The following is a 15,118-nucleotide window of genomic DNA, read 5'->3' on the forward strand; positions in this document are numbered from 1 at the left end:
GGCCCTCTCCCTTCATCGGCACAAACATCCGATGAAGGGAGAGGGAGGTGCTACTACAACGTCACGGTGATTTCGGTTTGGCGGCGCCAGTAGGTGGCGAACCTTCCTTGACGGTTGAGGAGTTGGGAGGGGGTGCCGAATTCGACGGCGGCGCCGTCTTCGAGGAAGAGGACGAGATCGCAGTCGCGAATGGTGGTAAGGCGGTGGGCGATGATGATCTTGGTGCAGTGCTCGGCCCAGCGGCCGAGGTCGCGCTGGAAGGAGGCTTCGGTTTCGACGTCGAGGGCTGAAGTGGGTTCGTCTAGAACGAGGACGGAGGCGTCGCGCAGGATCGCGCGGGCGATGCTGAGGCGTTGTTTCTGTCCGTGACTCAGCTTGATACCGCGCTCTCCGATGTCCGAGTCGTAGCCGTTTGGGAGGTTCTGAATGAATTCGTCGGCTTGGGCGAGCTCGGCCGCCCTTTGGATCTCTTCGGGAGTAGCGTGAGGAAGACCCGCGGCGATGTTTTTGGCGACCGTCGCGTCGAAGAGGAAGATGTCTTGAGAGACGAGCGCGAGCCGATCGCGCAACGAGTCGATGCGGTAATCGGTGAGTGGCCGTCCGTCGATGCGCACCGTGCCCGAGGTCGGCTCATAGAAACGGTAAAGGAGCTTTACCAGCGTGCTTTTGCCCGAGCCGCTCGGACCGACCAGGGCGAGGGAAGAGCCGGCGGGGATTTCGAAGCTAACGTCGCGGATGATGGGTCGGTCGACGTTATACGCAAAGTCGACGTGTTCGAATGCGATCGTAGGCGGAGTAACCGGCAGCGGGTCGCCGACATCCTTTCGCTCGGGAGGCAAATCTAGGGTTTCGTAGAGCCGGGCAGTGCCCTCCACCGCTTGTTGGAGGTTCGAAATGACCTCGACCATGGTGGTGAAAGGGGCGGCCACTCGGTCGAGCAGGGAGATGAACGCGACAAGGCTTCCCGGGCCGATCTTTCCCGAGGCGACGAGGCCGACGCCGAGGCTGATGCCGACGACTTGGCCGAGCTCGCGAGGAACCTGGCGGGCGATGGCGCGGAGCGCGGTGGTCTTGCTCCTTAACACGTTATAGGCGACGCCGCGGCCTTGGATCTCAGCCATCTGTTCGTCGACCTGCTGCTCCATCCGGTTCGCTTTCACCTCGCGAACGCCGTGCATCGTCTCGCCGATCGTGTGGAAGACGTCTCGGGAGACCTGACGCTGCAGCCGTACCGCCTCTTGAAAGCGGTCTTTGAGCACGAAGTTGCTGAGGAGCTGAAGCGGGCCGATCAACAGGGCGACGGCGCCGAGAGCAGGATTGACCGAGAGCATGTAGAACCCGGCGAAGATAAACGAGATCGGGAGGGCGATGAGTCGTTGAACATCGGCGACGACAAAGTCTTTCGCAGTCTCGAGGTCGTTCCAGAAGACGTTCATCGCCTCCGAGCTGTGTTTGGACTCGTGGTAGCCGAGCGGCAGATGCTGAAGGTGGTTCAGAAGATCCCGACGCAGGGCGTAGACAACCGACTCGTTCAGCAGCGAACCGAACCAGGCTTCCAAGTAAGAAAAGGTGAGGCGAAGGGCGATGACGGCGACGAGGGCGATGAGGACGCCGTTGAGAAGGCCGGGCGGCAGATTTGGGAGGTGATCGAAAAGCCGCCGCAGCGCTTCGGCGCCAAGAATCGAGAGCCCGGTTTGGCCGATCTGGCTCCCGATCACCAGGGCGTACATCCACCATTTGTCGCGGACGATGCTCATGTGGCGTCGAAACGCGCGGTCTCGCAGCAAGTCCATGACGCTGCGCCGCGGCGTCGTTCGCTCGGCACTTCGGATCGATCCCCTCACGTAACTATTCTAGATGCTCAAAGTTAAGCGGGACCGCGAGAACTATCGCGCGATTGTTCCGTCGTAGAATCAACGCCGTGACGATTCCGCTCTGTGGTTTGGTGCTTTTGCTTGGTCAGGTCCAGGAGTCTCCACCTCCGACGTACAGCATTGCCTGGCGTCCCAAGGTTGGGCACGTCGTGGAATACCAGATCCGGTCGAAGGTGGACATCGAAGGACATTTGATTCAGGAGAGCGCGAAGCTGCACGGGCTGGTGCGATCTTCTTCGGTCGTTACCGGATACGCCCTGAAAACGGAGCTTCGAGAGCATAGCGTGAGCGGAGAGGGAGGCGACATCACCGTTCCGGACGCGAAGGATATCTGGCTAGAGTCGGAATCGGAGGCGGACCCCGACGTAGAGGAGTTGGGCGGCCTTAGTTACGCCGTCGAGTTCCTTGCCACCAAGTTCGCCGAGAAACCGGTAAAGATCGGCCAGGAATGGGAGATGAAGTCCGAAGAGGACGACGACGAGCACTACAAGGCTGTGGCGTTGGAGACCTTAAACGGAAAAAAAACGCTGAAAGTCACCGCCACGATGACGAGCAAGGATTCGAGCTCCGAGTCGACCTACTGGTTTCGCGTGGACGACGGCGCGATGGTCAGGGCCGAGGTGCACTCCAAGGGCACGGTCGAAGATCCCTCCGGTGGGAAGCATTCCGAAGACGGGAACCTGACGGTCGAGATGTACTTCGAGTCGGATGAGGCGATCGCCGCTCCAAGCGACGAGGAGCTGAAGCTAAAGCAGAAGGTGGCGGACGAGCTGAAGAAGCTTCCGCTCAAGATCAACGAAGCGCAGGCCGACCTGGGTAACTACGACGTTTCGTATGAGGAGGACCGGAAGACCCGGTACGTGGTCCTCCTGCCGAAATCCCTCGATGCGGTGAAGTCGGAGACCTATCCGAACGGACCGACGATCCGGTACCGGTTCAAGAAGGAGGACAGCGCCTTGGAGTCAGCCTCGATCGAGGAAGAGGTCGATTCAAAGAAAAAGGATGGGTGAGGCGGTCTTATGACGTTCCGGAGACCGCCACCCCCAAACCCCCTCCTCCTCCCGCTCGCGGTTTTCTTTGTCGGCTGAAGGAAGGCGACACCCGCGGCGGCAAGAGGAGGGGGCTCCGGAACCCAGGAACAAAGAAAAAGGCAGGTTCTCAGAGAGAAACCTGCCGAATATGGGTGCGGGGACAGGATTTGAACCTGTGACCTCCGGGTTATGAGCCCGACGAGCTACCAGACTGCTCCACCCCGCGGTACAAGAGAGTATTATCCCGTTCCACAGGGTGAAAGTCAAGGGCGCGGCCAGGTGTAAGGCACAAAGTACGAAGCGCGAAGAGTCGGCCTAAGCCAACTCTTCGCGCCTCGCGCTTTACGCCTCTAGCTTTTTAGTTGCAGGGGCTGGAGTTCCACGGAGCGGAGTTCGGATACCACTTCTCGCCGTACTGATACTTGCTCGGGTTTAGCGTCTGCTCCAGCTTCTGGTACTTCGCGTGGCCATCGGCATAGGAGTAGTTGGCGCCGCCGGTGTGGCGATCCCACTTCACTCGGAGGACGTCGTACTTCTTGAACTCGGTCTTGCCGGCGGTGGCGGCCAGGGGCTTGACCAGCTCGGGCAGCGTGTAGCTGTATTGACCGGCGCCCGGGGTTCCCATCGTCGCCTGGACTAGGGTCCAGTTCGGACAGGGTTGCGAAGGGAGGAAGCCGCTGAGACCCTTGTGGGCATCTCCCGCGTCCTTGGTGTCGCGCTTCTCGGTCACGAGGATGGTGTCGGCGGGGCTGGCGAAGTCGGTCAGCGAATGGGGAAGCCAGTCGTGGGCCGGGAGGGCATTGTAGTTCGGGATGTACGAGTAACCCTTGGTGGCCATCCAGTCGCAGGTCATCGGCATCTTGCCGAGGTCGGCGTCGCCGTTCACACAAGCGACCTTCGGCTTGATCGGGGTGGAGTCCGACGGGCAGCGGAACATGTCCCAGTTCTTGATGTACGGCTGAAGGAGGAACGTCCAGTGGACCTGGTACGGGTGAGCCGCGTCGCTTTCCCAGCTCGTCTGGCTGAGAGTATCGTCGTTGTCGCCCGCGTACAGGAAGAGGGCGGTCGCCATCTGCTTGTCGTTGCTAAGGCAGGAGGTCTTCTTGGCGGCTTCCTTGGCCTGCGCGAAGACAGGGAAGAGGATGGCGGCCAAGATCGCGATGATCGCAATCACGACGAGAAGCTCGATCAGGGTAAAGGCACGGGATGTATTGCGGGGGCTCATATCGGAAAGTAAGTAAACTCCACTGCAAAAAGGGAGTGTTAAGGGACCCTTAAGCGATAGTTAAGGGAGTGCGAAGCTTTTGAAAATTCCTTAACACAGCGGCTGCGGTAAGTCACAACCAATCCCGATGCGTCGACTTGCCTCCCTCTGCCTTGTTTTCGCAACTTCCTCCGCCGCTTTCGCCTGGGACGATACCGGCCACATGACGGTCGCCAAGATCGCTTACGACCGTCTCACGCCGGCGGTTCGCGCGAAGGTCGACGCGCTTCTGGCAAGCAATCCGGCCCCCGATTTCTCCGACTTCGTCCGAAGCGCGACCTACCCCGACCAGCTCAAACGGTACGGGATTAAGGCTTACAGCCAATGGCACGCGATCTCGATTCCGTTTGTGAGGGACGGAATCATCCCAGGTCCGGCGCGAGCGGATAACGCGATTTGGGCGGTCGATCAGTGCGCTAAGGCGCTGGTGGACGAGAAGACGATTCCGTACGAGAAGGCGCGGATGCTGCGGTTTCTCATCCACATCGTGGGAGACCTTCATCAACCGCTCCACGCCGCGACGCTTTACGACAAACAGCATCCCGAGGGGGACGACAACGGCCGAGGTTACAAGCTTGGCGAAGGGAAGAAAGACCGGCTGCATGCGGAATGGGACACCGCGTTCGGGATCTATAAGGACCTTGCCGACAGCCGAACCGCCGACCTGGCGGAAGTGGATACGCTCGCGGCGAACGTTCTGAAGGATGTGGCGGGGAAGACGTTGGGAGACGCAACGTCGACCGATCCCGAGGCTTGGGCCAAGGAAAGCCACGACATCGCCGCTACGTTCGCCTACACCACCCCGGAGGGATCGCAGCCTTCGGCCGAGTACATCGCCAAGGCGAGAGTTATCTGTTCCGAACGGCTGGCCCTGGCGGGGCAGAGGCTGGCGAATCTGTTGAACAAGTTGATGGGGTGAGGAGAGGGTGTTGGGGTGTTAAGGTGTTGGGTCTTGAGGTGTTGGGGCCACGGTGGACGCGATTGCGTTCCGCAACACTGTTAAACTTCAACAGCCTGGGCTCCGCCTACTTCTTCTTGCCGAACAGCTTTACGGGGTCTTTTTGGGCTTTTTTGGAGGTGGCTCGGGCGGCGCTCATGCCGTGGCGCATGTCGTTGAGGGATTTGATGAGCCGCATCGCGGTCATGGCTCCGACTACGAAAGGTGAGAATCGCTCGAATTGGCGGGAGGCGCTCTGGGCTACCAGCTCGACGGAGCCGACGACCCCTTTTGCGCGACCTCCGACTCCATCCACGGTGTCCTTGACCGAAGTGGCGACCTCCTCGACTCGAATCGCAACCTGTTCGACCCTGACGACGAGGGCTCCGACCTTGTTTGAGATCTCGTTGATCTTTGGCTGAGCCTCCTCCATGAATTTCACGAGCTTTAGAATCGCGAAGATCAGCCCGAGAAACAGGAGGATATTGACGACGAAGAAAATCGCCGAAATGGCGAGCCACCAGCCAGGAATTTCGTTCATCCAATCACCGAGATCATTGTCGTAACCGTACCGTGGGGCGGGAGGATCAAATCGAGCACAAGCTCGCCTTCAATCCCCTGCAACTCTTTACCATCAACCGTGAAGCGACTGCCCCACAAACCTTTCACGCGGACTTGCGAAGGGCGTTCCGTGTTCCCAAAATGCTCCACCTTTAGGCGAGCGTTGCGCTTGCGCGCGTCGAACCTAAGTTCCCGCAAGAAACCGAGTGACGCCTCGACTTCGAGTCCTACCTGTCGAACGACGATACGGCGCCCCACGCCGTCCCAGGGGCGGACCACGAAAATCTCTCGTTCGTCTTCGGACTCGACCTCGAAGTGGCAACCGAAGGTCGTCACTCCGGCATAGCGGGTGGGAAGGACGAACGAGGCGACTCCCCGCAGATAGTGGAAGAGGCCGATACCGACGTCGCCGGTTACCGCGGACATTCCGAAATGCTTAGAAGCCGCGTCGGGGCAGAACGCCATTCCGGCCGCGCCGTCTGGTCGGACCAGCGCCCAGACTCCGAGCATGCCGCCGAAGGCAAGGCGCAAGGTTGCCTCCGGGAGGTTGGTGTAGTCGCGGTCGAGGGTCCGCAGGAACATCATCGAATTCGCGGTGGTCGTGGGGCCAAGGCAGAGCTCGCCGCGGTCGGTGCCGGCGGGGTTGCCGTCGCCATCGTCCAGCCAGCGCTTGTCGCTGCCGTACCACCACCAACTCGGGGCGAGGGAGCGCGCGGCGTAGGCGCAGCGTAGGGTGCGCTCCTGGAGCTCTTCGTTGCCTCGGTGGCGGGCAGCGGAATACGCCTCCTCGAAACCGGCGGCAGTCCAGGCGACCTCGGCGCCGTAGGGGTAGCGCCGCCGCTGTAGATCCATCTCCCGGCGACGGGCGAGCGCGGCTACTACGTGGGCTTCGTCTTCGAGGCCGACCGCGTGGAGATCATCGACCAGCGACGGAAGATAGGCCATGAGCGGAACCGCGGAGGAGCTCAGGACGGTTGGCTCGACGTGCCTGAACATAGCGATCGCACACTTGGCGGCTCGTTCGAGATAGTGCTTCGCGTCTCGTTCGGCGCCTCCGTGGCCGGTGGCGATCCGGGCCATCGACTGATAGAGGCAGAAGACAAGCGGATAGACCTGGGGACGACCGAAGTTGGTCGCAACGGATCTCGGATCGGGGAAGCTGCTTCCGACACTTCCGTCGCCAGGATTCTGGAGGTCGTCCTCTACGAAGTCGGTCAGGTACCGGTCGAGGACGGCGATCTGTTCTTCGGCCGGGTAGATCGTGTTCTTTTCGGCGAGAAAGAGCGCATCGGCGAGGCTCGATTCGATTCCGAAGGGAGAAACGTAGGCGTCGGGCTCGTTGATCGGGAGGGTCGAGACGTTGTCGGCGGGCAGGATCGCGTTTTCCAGGGCCCCAGTTTCTTTAAAGACCTGATGCTTGACGATCCAGTCGGCTCGGGCGTGGATTAGGTCGACGATAGCCGGGGTGAAGAGGAGCTGACACTCGCTGACCCGGCCCAAGGTGTCCTCGAAAGCCACGGTAATGGGGCCTGGCTCGGCTGGTTTGACGAAGCAGAAGCCGCCTTCGTCGTCGGAGTCGGTCTCGAGCTCCATCTCGGTGCTGCTGAGAAAGCGAGTCGGAGTGGCGCCGGCAACTTCAACCGCGATACCGACCTCGAAGGGGGCGACCGCGCTTGGGAAGAGCCGCATCGCGGGGCGACCGCAGGCGGCGAGGGTGGCGCTCAGGTTGTCGGTTCGGTCGCGGTCGACCGGGACGAAACGCATCTGGAAGATGCGTTCTTCGCCGGGCTCTAGTACGACCGAGGTGTGACCGCCGAACCACTCGCCCCAACCTTCGCGCTCGATCGCGGCGCGGCTGTGGGCGTAGACGACGGGAATCCCTTCCCAACGGAAGGGGGTGTGGAGAGAGCCGGGGACGTGATTGAAAAACTCCCAGGTGGTGTCGCCACCGGGGAAGATGAGGAGGCCGGGTGGGCGAGCGTTGAGCCGCTGGGCGAAGACGTAGCTGGCGGCGCCGCCGATGAATTTGTGGACGTGGAGACGGTCGGAGAACATGTCCCGCGTCCCTTTGTCGGTGCGGGCGAACCCTTCGAGCACGTTGTTCAGGGCGAGGGGGAAGCCGAGCTCGCCAATCTCGACGCTTCGGCGGCTTCGGTTCAGGATGCGTACATCCCAGGCAATCTGCGGAATGGCCCCCGGAATCTCGTAAAAGCGGCCCGTGGCGCTGAGCTCCTCCAGGAAAGCGAATTCATAGCTGAAGGCGACGATCCGGCCGTCTTCGTCGTCTTCGAGCGGCTCGGCGCGGGTGTTGCGGCTCACGATCCACGGATCTTCCGGGTGGGTGCGCGCTCCCAGGAGGATGGTGCCGGGGAAGTAGTCGTCGGTTAGCTCCTCGCCCATGTTCATGGGGGGAGCCACGAACTGGAATTCCTCGCTCTCGTCCGGCGCGTTCGGGTCGCTAGCCCAGAGCTGTTGTATTCTTCCGCCGGGGCCAAACTCCATTGAGATGAGCGACCCGGTTAGCTCCTGCCGGTCGAGGCTAAAGTCGTCCATTGGGGAACGGCAGGTTACCTTGGGAAGGGGGTGTTGCGGTGTCACGGTGTTGGGGTGTTACGGTGTTGAGGTCGAGTAGCCTTTCCTCCAGCAATCCAGCAATCCAGCAATCCAGCAATCCAGCAATCCGATGGGGTATCTTCTCCTCTTGCCGCCGACCTTAACGGAGCGGTGGAGAGAGAAAATGGCGAAGATCTGTCAGGTTAGCGGGAAGAAAGGCAACACGTCTGCGAAGTACATCAGGAACCAGCACTCCCAGGGCTGGAAGTACAAGGCGCCCCACAAGAACCGCATCCAGCAGGCGAACCTCCAGACGGTGCGTCTGAAGACCCCGACCGGCACTTACCGGCTTACGGTGGCGACCTCCGTCATTAAGTCGGCCGAGTTCAACATGGTTGCCTGCGGCCTCAAGCCGATCCCGAAGGCTTGGCTCAAGAAAGCCACCTACGGCATCTAAGATTCCGTCTTCGTCCGTTTTCGACGCCGCCGATCTGGCGGCGTTTTTGTTTTACGGGGTCGGTCTGCCGTACTTCGTACGGCGGGCGGCACACGTGGGTGCCGGCTACACGGCTTTGCCGTAGGGATTCGGAGGGGAGGCCGCTCCGGAGAGCGGCGGTCCGCCGGACGGGACTCCCTCACCCTCACCCCCAACCCCCTCTCCCTCGTTCGGCACATACATCCGAAGGAGGGAGAGGGGGCTCCGGTCGGATTCTAGAGAGGTCCTTCGGAGTAACCTTTGGGGAAGGTATGAGCACTCGGATTGAGAAGGATACGATGGGTGATGTCGCGGTGGACGACTCGCGATATTGGGGAGCGCAGACTCAGCGGTCCATTCAAAATTTTCCAATCGGGCAGGACCGGTTTAAGATGCTTCCTTCCATCGTTCGTGCGATGGGGATTCTCAAGAAAGGGGCGGCCCAGGCGAATGCGGATCTGGGGGAGTTGCCGGCCGATATCGCCGAATTGATCGTGAAGGCGGCCCAAGAGGTGATCGAGGGGAAGCTGGACGATCATTTTCCGCTCGTCGTGTTCCAGACGGGGTCGGGGACTCAGAGCAATATGAACGCCAACGAGGTGATGTCGAACCGCGCGATCGAGATGGCCGGGGGGACAATGGGCAGTAAGAGTCCGGTCCATCCGAACGACCATGTAAACCGGGGGCAGAGCAGCAACGATACGTTCCCAACGGCGATGCACATCGCGGTCGTCGAGGAACTGCACCGGCAGCTCTATCCGAAGGTGCAGAAGCTGCGGGACACGCTGGCTCAGAAGTCGGAAGAGTTCAAGTCGATCGTGAAGGTTGGGCGCACGCACCTTCAGGACGCGACGCCGATAACACTGGGTCAGGAAATCGGGGCATGGGTCGCGCAGATCGACTACTGCCTGGGTCAGGTAAGGCATGCGGAACAGGGGTTATACGAGCTGGCGATCGGCGGAACGGCAGTAGGCACTGGGCTTAACGCGCATCCGAAATTCGGTGATTTGGCGGCAAGCTATTTCGCAAAGGAAACGGGGTATCCGTTCGTTTCGGCCGAGAATAAGTTTGCCGCGCTCGCCGCGCACGATGCGCTGGTGACGACCTCGGCTTCGCTACGTACTTTGGCCGGGACTTTGATGAAGATGGCGAACGACGTGCGATGGCTCGCTTCCGGGCCGCGCAACGGTATCGGCGAGATCACGATTCCTGAGAACGAACCCGGCAGCTCGATCATGCCGGGGAAGGTGAATCCGACTCAGAGTGAGGCGCTGACGATGGTCGCGGTACAGGTCTTCGGGTGCGACGCGGCAGTGGCGTTCGCGGGGTCACAGGGGAACTTTCAGCTCAACGTGTTCAAGCCGGTGATGGTGCACAACGTGCTGACCTCGATCCAATTGCTTGGCGACGCGTCGGAGGCGTTTAACGATAATTGTGCGGCCGGTATCGAGCCGGACTTGGCGAAGATCGGGGAGAACCTCGATTCCAACTTAATGCAGGTGACGGCGCTCAACCGGCACATCGGTTATGACAAGGCGGCGGCGATCGCGAAGAACGCTCATAAGAAGGGACTGACGCTCCGGGAGTCGGCCCTAGCATCGGGCGACGTGAACGAAGAGGAGTACGCTAAGTGGGTCGTTCCACTCGACATGACCCACCCGTAAAAGAGATCTATGGCTGCCCAACGTGCTCTAGTTTCTCCGCGGGATTATTTGCAGCTTGAAAGAGCTGCCCAGGTCCGGCACGAATACGTCTCCGGAATTGTTTGCCAGATGGCGGGAGCTAGCCGTAACCAACTGGAGCTTCAGTCTGCACTGGCTACCGAAATCGGAGCGGCCTTAAAGGGCCGTCCTTGCCGCCTCCTTGGCCAGGACACAAAAGTCTGGATCGATAAAACAAACGTTTACTTCTATCCCGACGCCACGATAGCCTGCCCGCCTAATTTTGTCGACGACGCGAACGGCGTCATCGACAATCCGACGGTTATTTTCGAAGTGCTTTCGACTGGAACCGCGACTTTCGATCGGAGCGCGAAGTTTGCGGATTATCGATCGCTGTCCTCCTTGAGAGACTATGTGCTGATCGACAGCGAGCGTCGGGTGGTCGAGGTTTTCAGCCTTGAGGACGGTGAGTGGCTCGTTCGGTCATACGAATCCGGCTCGATGAGGATTCCATCCGTGAACGTCGATGTCGACCTAGACGAGTTGTATCGTCACGTCGTTTTGAAGTGACTTTGGGAGTGCGCGAAGCTCTTCGCGCTTTTTAAGTGCGCGGAGCGCATAAGGCCGCTCCGCGGCGGATACAAAGCGCGAAGAGCTTCGCGCATTCCCAAAGGTTAGACGGTTTGCTCGATATATCTTCGCGACCGCTCGTCGAGGGCAGTGACGTCGACGATTTCGAAGCGGTTGCCGTCGACGTCGATCAGCATGAGGTGGGTGGGGGAGAGCCACTGGGCGTTCTCCTGCAGGCTCTGAGTCACGAAGTCGCGAGGGCCGCGGTCAGTTTCGACGTGCCAGTAGGTTGACCCGAACTCGCCTTTGGCGTGAAGGATGGAGGTTACGGTTGCGGTGAGGTAGCGACGCGCAAGCTCTTCCTTGGCCGCTTCAAGCGAGGCCGCAGGGAGGCTCGTCGGATCTTCGATCATGACGATCTCCTCACCCTTGCCGTTAAGGAAGGCGAGGTATCGGTTCGGATAGGTGAGCGGGGAAGCCCACACCGGCTTTACGGCCACGTAGGAGCGGTCCTCGCCCACGGTCATTCGGAGAGTGTCCTTTGGGTGATGAAATAGGGAAATGGTTTCGGGTTGTATTGCGTTAGGCACTGGGCAGCTCCTTCCAGTTCGGGTTGATTTTGGAGGCGATGGCGTGGTCTTCCCAGACTCCGTTGAGGTGCATGAGACCGCGGAGAACCCCCTCTACTTCGAAGCCGAGCTTGGCGAGAACTCGGGCAGAGACGGTGTTACGGGGCATGTAGCATGCTTCGACGCGATGCATGTGTAAGGAATCGAAACAGAACTCGACCAGAGCCGCGGTCGCCTCGGAGGCGAGACCGGCGCCGCAGTATCGTTGGTCGAACCCGTAGCCGATCTCGCAGGATGAGTTCGGATATTTGTTGACGCTGCGTACGACGACCATACCGACCGGCCCGACGCCGTCCAGCAGGTACGCCCAGAAGCGATACACGCTCCCCTCTTGGGCGAGCTGGCGTTCCTTTTCGATTCGCTCGGCCCAAAACTCTAGCGTGTGCGAGTTGTCGGGGAGGGGAGGGAGGTACGCCTTGAAGTGCTCGTCGTTGCGAGCGTAGAACTCGGCAATAGCCGATGCATCCTCGGCAACGGCGCTGCAGAGGACCATACGCTCGGTTCTGAACTCCGGAATCACTTGCCCCTCTCCAGCACAACCAAGTAATGCCAGGCTTCCCGCAATCGATCCGATGACAATGGAGCGCCGTCGATCTCCATCAGCGACGTCTGCAGGCCGGCGCTACTGGCCAGACGCACAAAGTCGGCGGGGAAGTAGCAGCGGATGAACTGGGTGATCCTTAGATCCTCCAGCCGGCGGCCGTCCTCATCGCTGAGAGGGCACCACTCGTCTTGGGCCACGGCCGTAATTGGATCGAACCACATGCGCCGATTCTGCCGGTAGGCATGGGTCGAGTGATTTCGATCCAGCGTTTGGTCGCGGCCGTGCGCGGCCGCCCAGGGTAGGGGGCAGAAAATGTCGAGAATCGCGATTCCGCCGGGCGCGAGCCAGTCGTTGGCGATTCGGTGAAGAAGGCGTAGATTGTCTTCGTCGTCTCCGATGCCGAATCCGTCCCAGCAGGCGACGACGTCAAACCGTTGCCCGAGGTCGACGGTGTGTTGATCTTCCGCCACTACCGTCAGGCGGCCGGGAGCCGCCTGATTGACGAGACGGCGGGCGTTCTCGGACTGGATGGGCGCGAAGTCCAGCGCGGTCACGTCGTAACCGGCTTGGGCGGTTGCCAAGGCGGCGCCTCCGTGGCCGCTCTGGATCTCCAGGACGGCGCGCCGGTCCGGGCCGGCCAAGCGGGCGATGGTCTGCGCTCGCTTGCGGCCCGATTCGGCGTTTTCTTCGCCGCTCCAGAACGAGCCACCGGTCGTGTAGTACGCCTTCGCCCATTCGGAGTTTTTTGGAGGGGCGATCATGCGCCGGCTCCGATTCCGAGAATCTCGTTGAGAGCGGTTTGCGACTCGACGAGTTTGAAGAAGACCCCTTGCTTCTCCATTAGCTCCTCATGGGTGCCGATCTCGGCGATCTCGCCTTTTTCGAGCACCACGAGGCGCGAAGCGTTGCGAAGGGTCGACAGCCGGTGAGCGATCGCAAACGTCGTCCTGCCCTTGATGAGCCGTCCAATCGCTTCTTGGATCTGCTTTTCCGTTTCGACATCCACGGACGAGGTTGCTTCGTCGAGGATGAGGATGCGGGGGTTGTGCAGGATCGCGCGGGCGATCGACACGCGCTGGCGCTCGCCGCCCGAGAGCTTCGACCCTCGCTCGCCGACCATGGAGTCGTAGCCGTCCGGCTTCGCGAGGATGAAGTGATGCGCGTTGGCCGCCTTGGCGGCTTCTACGACCTCTTCGAACGACGCCCCGGGTTTGCCGTAGGCGATGTTCTCACCCACGGTGCCGTTGAACAGGAAAGGCTCCTGGAGCACGATTCCGATCTGCTGGCGCATGTCCTGGAGCGCGATGTCGCGGTAATCGACGCCGTCGATCTTGAGGGTGCCGGCGTCCGGCTCGTAGAAACGGCAGATCAGATTGATCGTGGTCGATTTTCCGGCTCCGCTCTTGCCGACGAGGCCGATCATCTCGCCTGGCGCGGCGGTGAAGGTGATCCCTTTTAGGACCGGATTCGACTTGTCGTAACCGAACCGGACGTTCTCGAACGCCACCTCGCCTTCGATCGCGTGGTGGGATCCCTGGTCGCCGTACTTCTCGGTGTCGGTGTCCATCACCTCGAAGATCCGCTCGGCGCCGGCCATGGCTCGACTGAACCATTGGTTGACGGCGGAAAACCATTGAAGCGGTCCGTATACGAGAGCCATGTAGGCGTTGATCCGCCAGAACTCGCCCAACGTGAGCTTGCTTTGGTAGACCATGTAGCCGCCGACCGTCCAAAGAATCAGGTTCCCGAGGGCGGTGAAGAACGTCATTGCGCCGAAGATCGTGTACCAGCGAGCGTCTACGCGGATGCCCGCGTCTCTTAGCTCTTGGTTCCGGGTTCGGAACTTGTCGTACTCGGTGTCTTCCTTGGCGAACGCTTTGACGACGCGAATCCCTTGCAGCGACTCGTTGAGGTGAGTGTGGAAGCGAGCCCACTTCTGACCCACGCGGTGGAACATCTGGGACATCGGCTTCCAGAAGAAAGCACCGATGCCGATGACTACGGGGACCGGAGCCAGGATGCAGGCGGCCAGGAAGGCGTTGGTCCAGAAGAGGAAACCAACGATACCGATAAGGGTAAGTCCGTTCAAAAGCAGGTACGGCACCCCTTCGACGAGGAAGCCCCACACCCGGTCGGTATCGCTGGTAACTCGCGACGCGATGGCGCCGACCTGTTTCTTGTCGAAGAATGTGAGCTGCAGGAATTCGATCGCGCGGTAGACCGCGGAGCGGAGATCGGCGGCGATGTTACCGGCTAGATAGGCGATGGTGCGGCCATTCACGATTTGAATGGTCGAGTTCACAATGAGCACTCCCAGCCAGCACGCCATGAGGGTCCAGAGGAGACCCAGGTCGCGGTGAGCGGTGAGAACACTATCGATCAGCTTGCCTTGGATAAGCGGAGGCAAGAGGTTCAGCAGGGTGGTGGCAAGCGACAGGGCCGCCAGGCTCCATGCCTGCTTTCGGTACGGCTTCATGAAGCCGCTGATGCGCAGCATCGTTTTTCCGCGGTTTACACAGGCGGGGCAGACGCCGTCTTTCTCCGGTAACAGCCGGTTGCACTTGGCGCATCGAAGCCGCTCCTCCTTCAGAGTGATGAGAAGGGGCTCGCCTTTCGCGAGCTGCTCGATTCCGCGGGCGGCCTCGCTGAACTTGGCGGCGATGGTTAAAGAGTAGGAAAGCAGAACGATGAGCTCGCCCGACTTGGTGACGACCTCGAGGCGTCCACCGCCGACAAGCGGTTCGTTCCGGGCAGATTTGATTTCTGCGATCGGCACGCGACACGATATGGCGCCGTTCGGCTCCACCACTTGGGCGGCCTCGCGGCTTACTTCCAGGGTTCGGTGGCCGAAAACGCCGTCGCCGGCAAAGTCGGCCACCAAACGTATAAGTACCTCGTCTTGGGGCGAAGGGAGCTTCTCGGGCTCGCTCGCCAGGGTAACGGTTTCCATGTGGGTTCCTCCTTGGGGGAACTCCAAGCGGTATGGGCGCCGCGGAAACCCGAGCGGCAAGCGGCGAAG

General features: G+C 60.8%; 13 protein-coding genes and 1 tRNA gene. 5 read left to right on the forward strand and 9 right to left on the reverse strand.

Annotation, left to right across the window (positions count from 1 at the left end; translation table 11 throughout):
• Positions 1–53 precede the first annotated feature (53 nt).
• Positions 54–1,844 (reverse strand): ABC transporter ATP-binding protein, encoded by a 1,791-nt coding sequence (locus tag OP10G_RS17410; RefSeq protein ID WP_144241217.1) that lies wholly within the window; start codon positions 1,842–1,844, stop codon positions 54–56.
• Between the two features lie 77 nt (positions 1,845–1,921).
• On the opposite strand from OP10G_RS17410, the gene OP10G_RS17415 reads away from it, so the two are divergent.
• Positions 1,922–2,884 carry a hypothetical protein gene (locus tag OP10G_RS17415; RefSeq protein ID WP_025229161.1) on the forward strand — a complete coding sequence of 321 codons (963 nt, stop codon included), beginning with the start codon at positions 1,922–1,924 and terminating at the stop codon, positions 2,882–2,884.
• A gap of 170 nt (positions 2,885–3,054) precedes the next feature.
• On the opposite strand, the gene OP10G_RS17420 is transcribed toward OP10G_RS17415, so the two are convergent.
• Together OP10G_RS17420 and OP10G_RS24920 are read right to left on the reverse strand one after the other, a co-directional pair.
• Positions 3,055–3,131: transfer RNA gene (locus OP10G_RS17420), tRNA-Met, on the reverse strand.
• A 132-nt stretch (positions 3,132–3,263) separates the two neighbouring features.
• On the reverse strand, positions 3,264–4,130 hold the full coding sequence (locus OP10G_RS24920; RefSeq protein ID WP_025229160.1) for a prepilin-type N-terminal cleavage/methylation domain-containing protein: 867 nt from the start codon (positions 4,128–4,130) through the stop codon (positions 3,264–3,266).
• 127 nt (positions 4,131–4,257) lie between these two features.
• Here OP10G_RS24920 and OP10G_RS17430 point away from each other — a divergent pair, with 127 nt between their 5' ends.
• Positions 4,258–5,088, forward strand: a complete 831-nt coding sequence (locus OP10G_RS17430; RefSeq protein WP_025229159.1) for a S1/P1 nuclease — start codon at positions 4,258–4,260, stop codon at positions 5,086–5,088.
• Between the two features lie 106 nt (positions 5,089–5,194).
• On the opposite strand, the gene OP10G_RS17435 is transcribed toward OP10G_RS17430, so the two are convergent.
• Entirely contained in the window at positions 5,195–5,647 is a 453-nt protein-coding gene (locus OP10G_RS17435; RefSeq protein ID WP_025229158.1) for a hypothetical protein, read from the reverse strand.
• On the reverse strand, positions 5,644–8,220 hold the full coding sequence (locus OP10G_RS17440; protein WP_025229157.1) for a DUF5695 domain-containing protein: 2,577 nt from the start codon (positions 8,218–8,220) through the stop codon (positions 5,644–5,646). The genes OP10G_RS17435 and OP10G_RS17440 overlap by 4 nt, the downstream gene beginning before the upstream one ends.
• A 184-nt stretch (positions 8,221–8,404) precedes the next feature.
• Between OP10G_RS17440 and OP10G_RS17445 the strand changes: the two genes are divergently transcribed.
• The 3 genes from OP10G_RS17445 (at position 8,405) to OP10G_RS17455 (ending at position 10,926) form a co-directional block, all read left to right on the forward strand.
• A complete protein-coding gene (locus OP10G_RS17445; protein WP_158409274.1) occupies positions 8,405–8,677 on the forward strand; it encodes a large ribosomal subunit protein bL28 in 273 nt (90 codons plus the stop codon).
• Between the two features lie 290 nt (positions 8,678–8,967).
• Entirely contained in the window at positions 8,968–10,359 is a 1,392-nt protein-coding gene (gene fumC / locus OP10G_RS17450) for a class II fumarate hydratase (RefSeq protein ID WP_025229155.1), read from the forward strand.
• Between the two features lie 9 nt (positions 10,360–10,368).
• Complete coding sequence (locus tag OP10G_RS17455; RefSeq protein ID WP_025229154.1) at positions 10,369–10,926, forward strand: Uma2 family endonuclease; 558 nt, start codon at positions 10,369–10,371, stop codon at positions 10,924–10,926.
• A gap of 104 nt (positions 10,927–11,030) precedes the next feature.
• On the opposite strand, the gene OP10G_RS17460 is transcribed toward OP10G_RS17455, so the two are convergent.
• Genes OP10G_RS17460 through OP10G_RS17475 form a run of 4 tightly spaced genes read right to left on the reverse strand, consistent with a single transcriptional unit; the run spans position 11,031 to position 15,049 of the window.
• Positions 11,031–11,453, reverse strand: coding sequence for a DUF1854 domain-containing protein (locus tag OP10G_RS17460; protein WP_025229153.1), 423 nt, complete (start codon positions 11,451–11,453; stop codon positions 11,031–11,033).
• A gap of 55 nt (positions 11,454–11,508) precedes the next feature.
• Positions 11,509–12,048, reverse strand: a complete 540-nt coding sequence (locus tag OP10G_RS24925; protein WP_144241218.1) for a GNAT family N-acetyltransferase — start codon at positions 12,046–12,048, stop codon at positions 11,509–11,511.
• A gap of 23 nt (positions 12,049–12,071) precedes the next feature.
• Positions 12,072–12,860, reverse strand: a complete 789-nt coding sequence (locus tag OP10G_RS24930; protein WP_025229151.1) for a class I SAM-dependent methyltransferase — start codon at positions 12,858–12,860, stop codon at positions 12,072–12,074.
• Positions 12,857–15,049 (reverse strand): ABC transporter ATP-binding protein, encoded by a 2,193-nt coding sequence (locus OP10G_RS17475; protein WP_038475766.1) that lies wholly within the window; start codon positions 15,047–15,049, stop codon positions 12,857–12,859. Before OP10G_RS17475 ends, OP10G_RS24930 begins: the two co-directional genes overlap by 4 nt.
• Positions 15,050–15,118: the final 69 nt, after the last annotated feature.

The organism is Fimbriimonas ginsengisoli Gsoil 348 (genome assembly GCF_000724625.1).
Lineage (GTDB): Bacteria > Armatimonadota > Fimbriimonadia > Fimbriimonadales > Fimbriimonadaceae > Fimbriimonas > Fimbriimonas ginsengisoli.

Bases quoted from the DNA above. Each gene is read 5' to 3' on its own strand.
- OP10G_RS17460 (WP_025229153.1), bottom strand. From the start codon at position 11,453: ATGACCGTGGGCGAGGACCGCTCCTACGTGGCCGTAAAGCCGGTGTGG.
- OP10G_RS24925 (WP_144241218.1), bottom strand. From the start codon at position 12,048: ATGGTCCTCTGCAGCGCCGTTGCCGAGGATGCATCGGCTATTGCCGAG.
- OP10G_RS17445 (WP_158409274.1), top strand. From the start codon at position 8,405: ATGGCGAAGATCTGTCAGGTTAGCGGGAAGAAAGGCAACACGTCTGCG.
- OP10G_RS17475 (WP_038475766.1), bottom strand. From the start codon at position 15,049: ATGGAAACCGTTACCCTGGCGAGCGAGCCCGAGAAGCTCCCTTCGCCC.
- OP10G_RS17435 (WP_025229158.1), bottom strand. From the start codon at position 5,647: ATGAACGAAATTCCTGGCTGGTGGCTCGCCATTTCGGCGATTTTCTTC.
- OP10G_RS17430 (WP_025229159.1), top strand. From the start codon at position 4,258: ATGCGTCGACTTGCCTCCCTCTGCCTTGTTTTCGCAACTTCCTCCGCC.
- OP10G_RS24920 (WP_025229160.1), bottom strand. From the start codon at position 4,130: ATGAGCCCCCGCAATACATCCCGTGCCTTTACCCTGATCGAGCTTCTC.
- fumC (WP_025229155.1), top strand. From the start codon at position 8,968: ATGAGCACTCGGATTGAGAAGGATACGATGGGTGATGTCGCGGTGGAC.
- OP10G_RS17440 (WP_025229157.1), bottom strand. From the start codon at position 8,220: ATGGACGACTTTAGCCTCGACCGGCAGGAGCTAACCGGGTCGCTCATC.
- OP10G_RS24930 (WP_025229151.1), bottom strand. From the start codon at position 12,860: ATGATCGCCCCTCCAAAAAACTCCGAATGGGCGAAGGCGTACTACACG.
- OP10G_RS17455 (WP_025229154.1), top strand. From the start codon at position 10,369: ATGGCTGCCCAACGTGCTCTAGTTTCTCCGCGGGATTATTTGCAGCTT.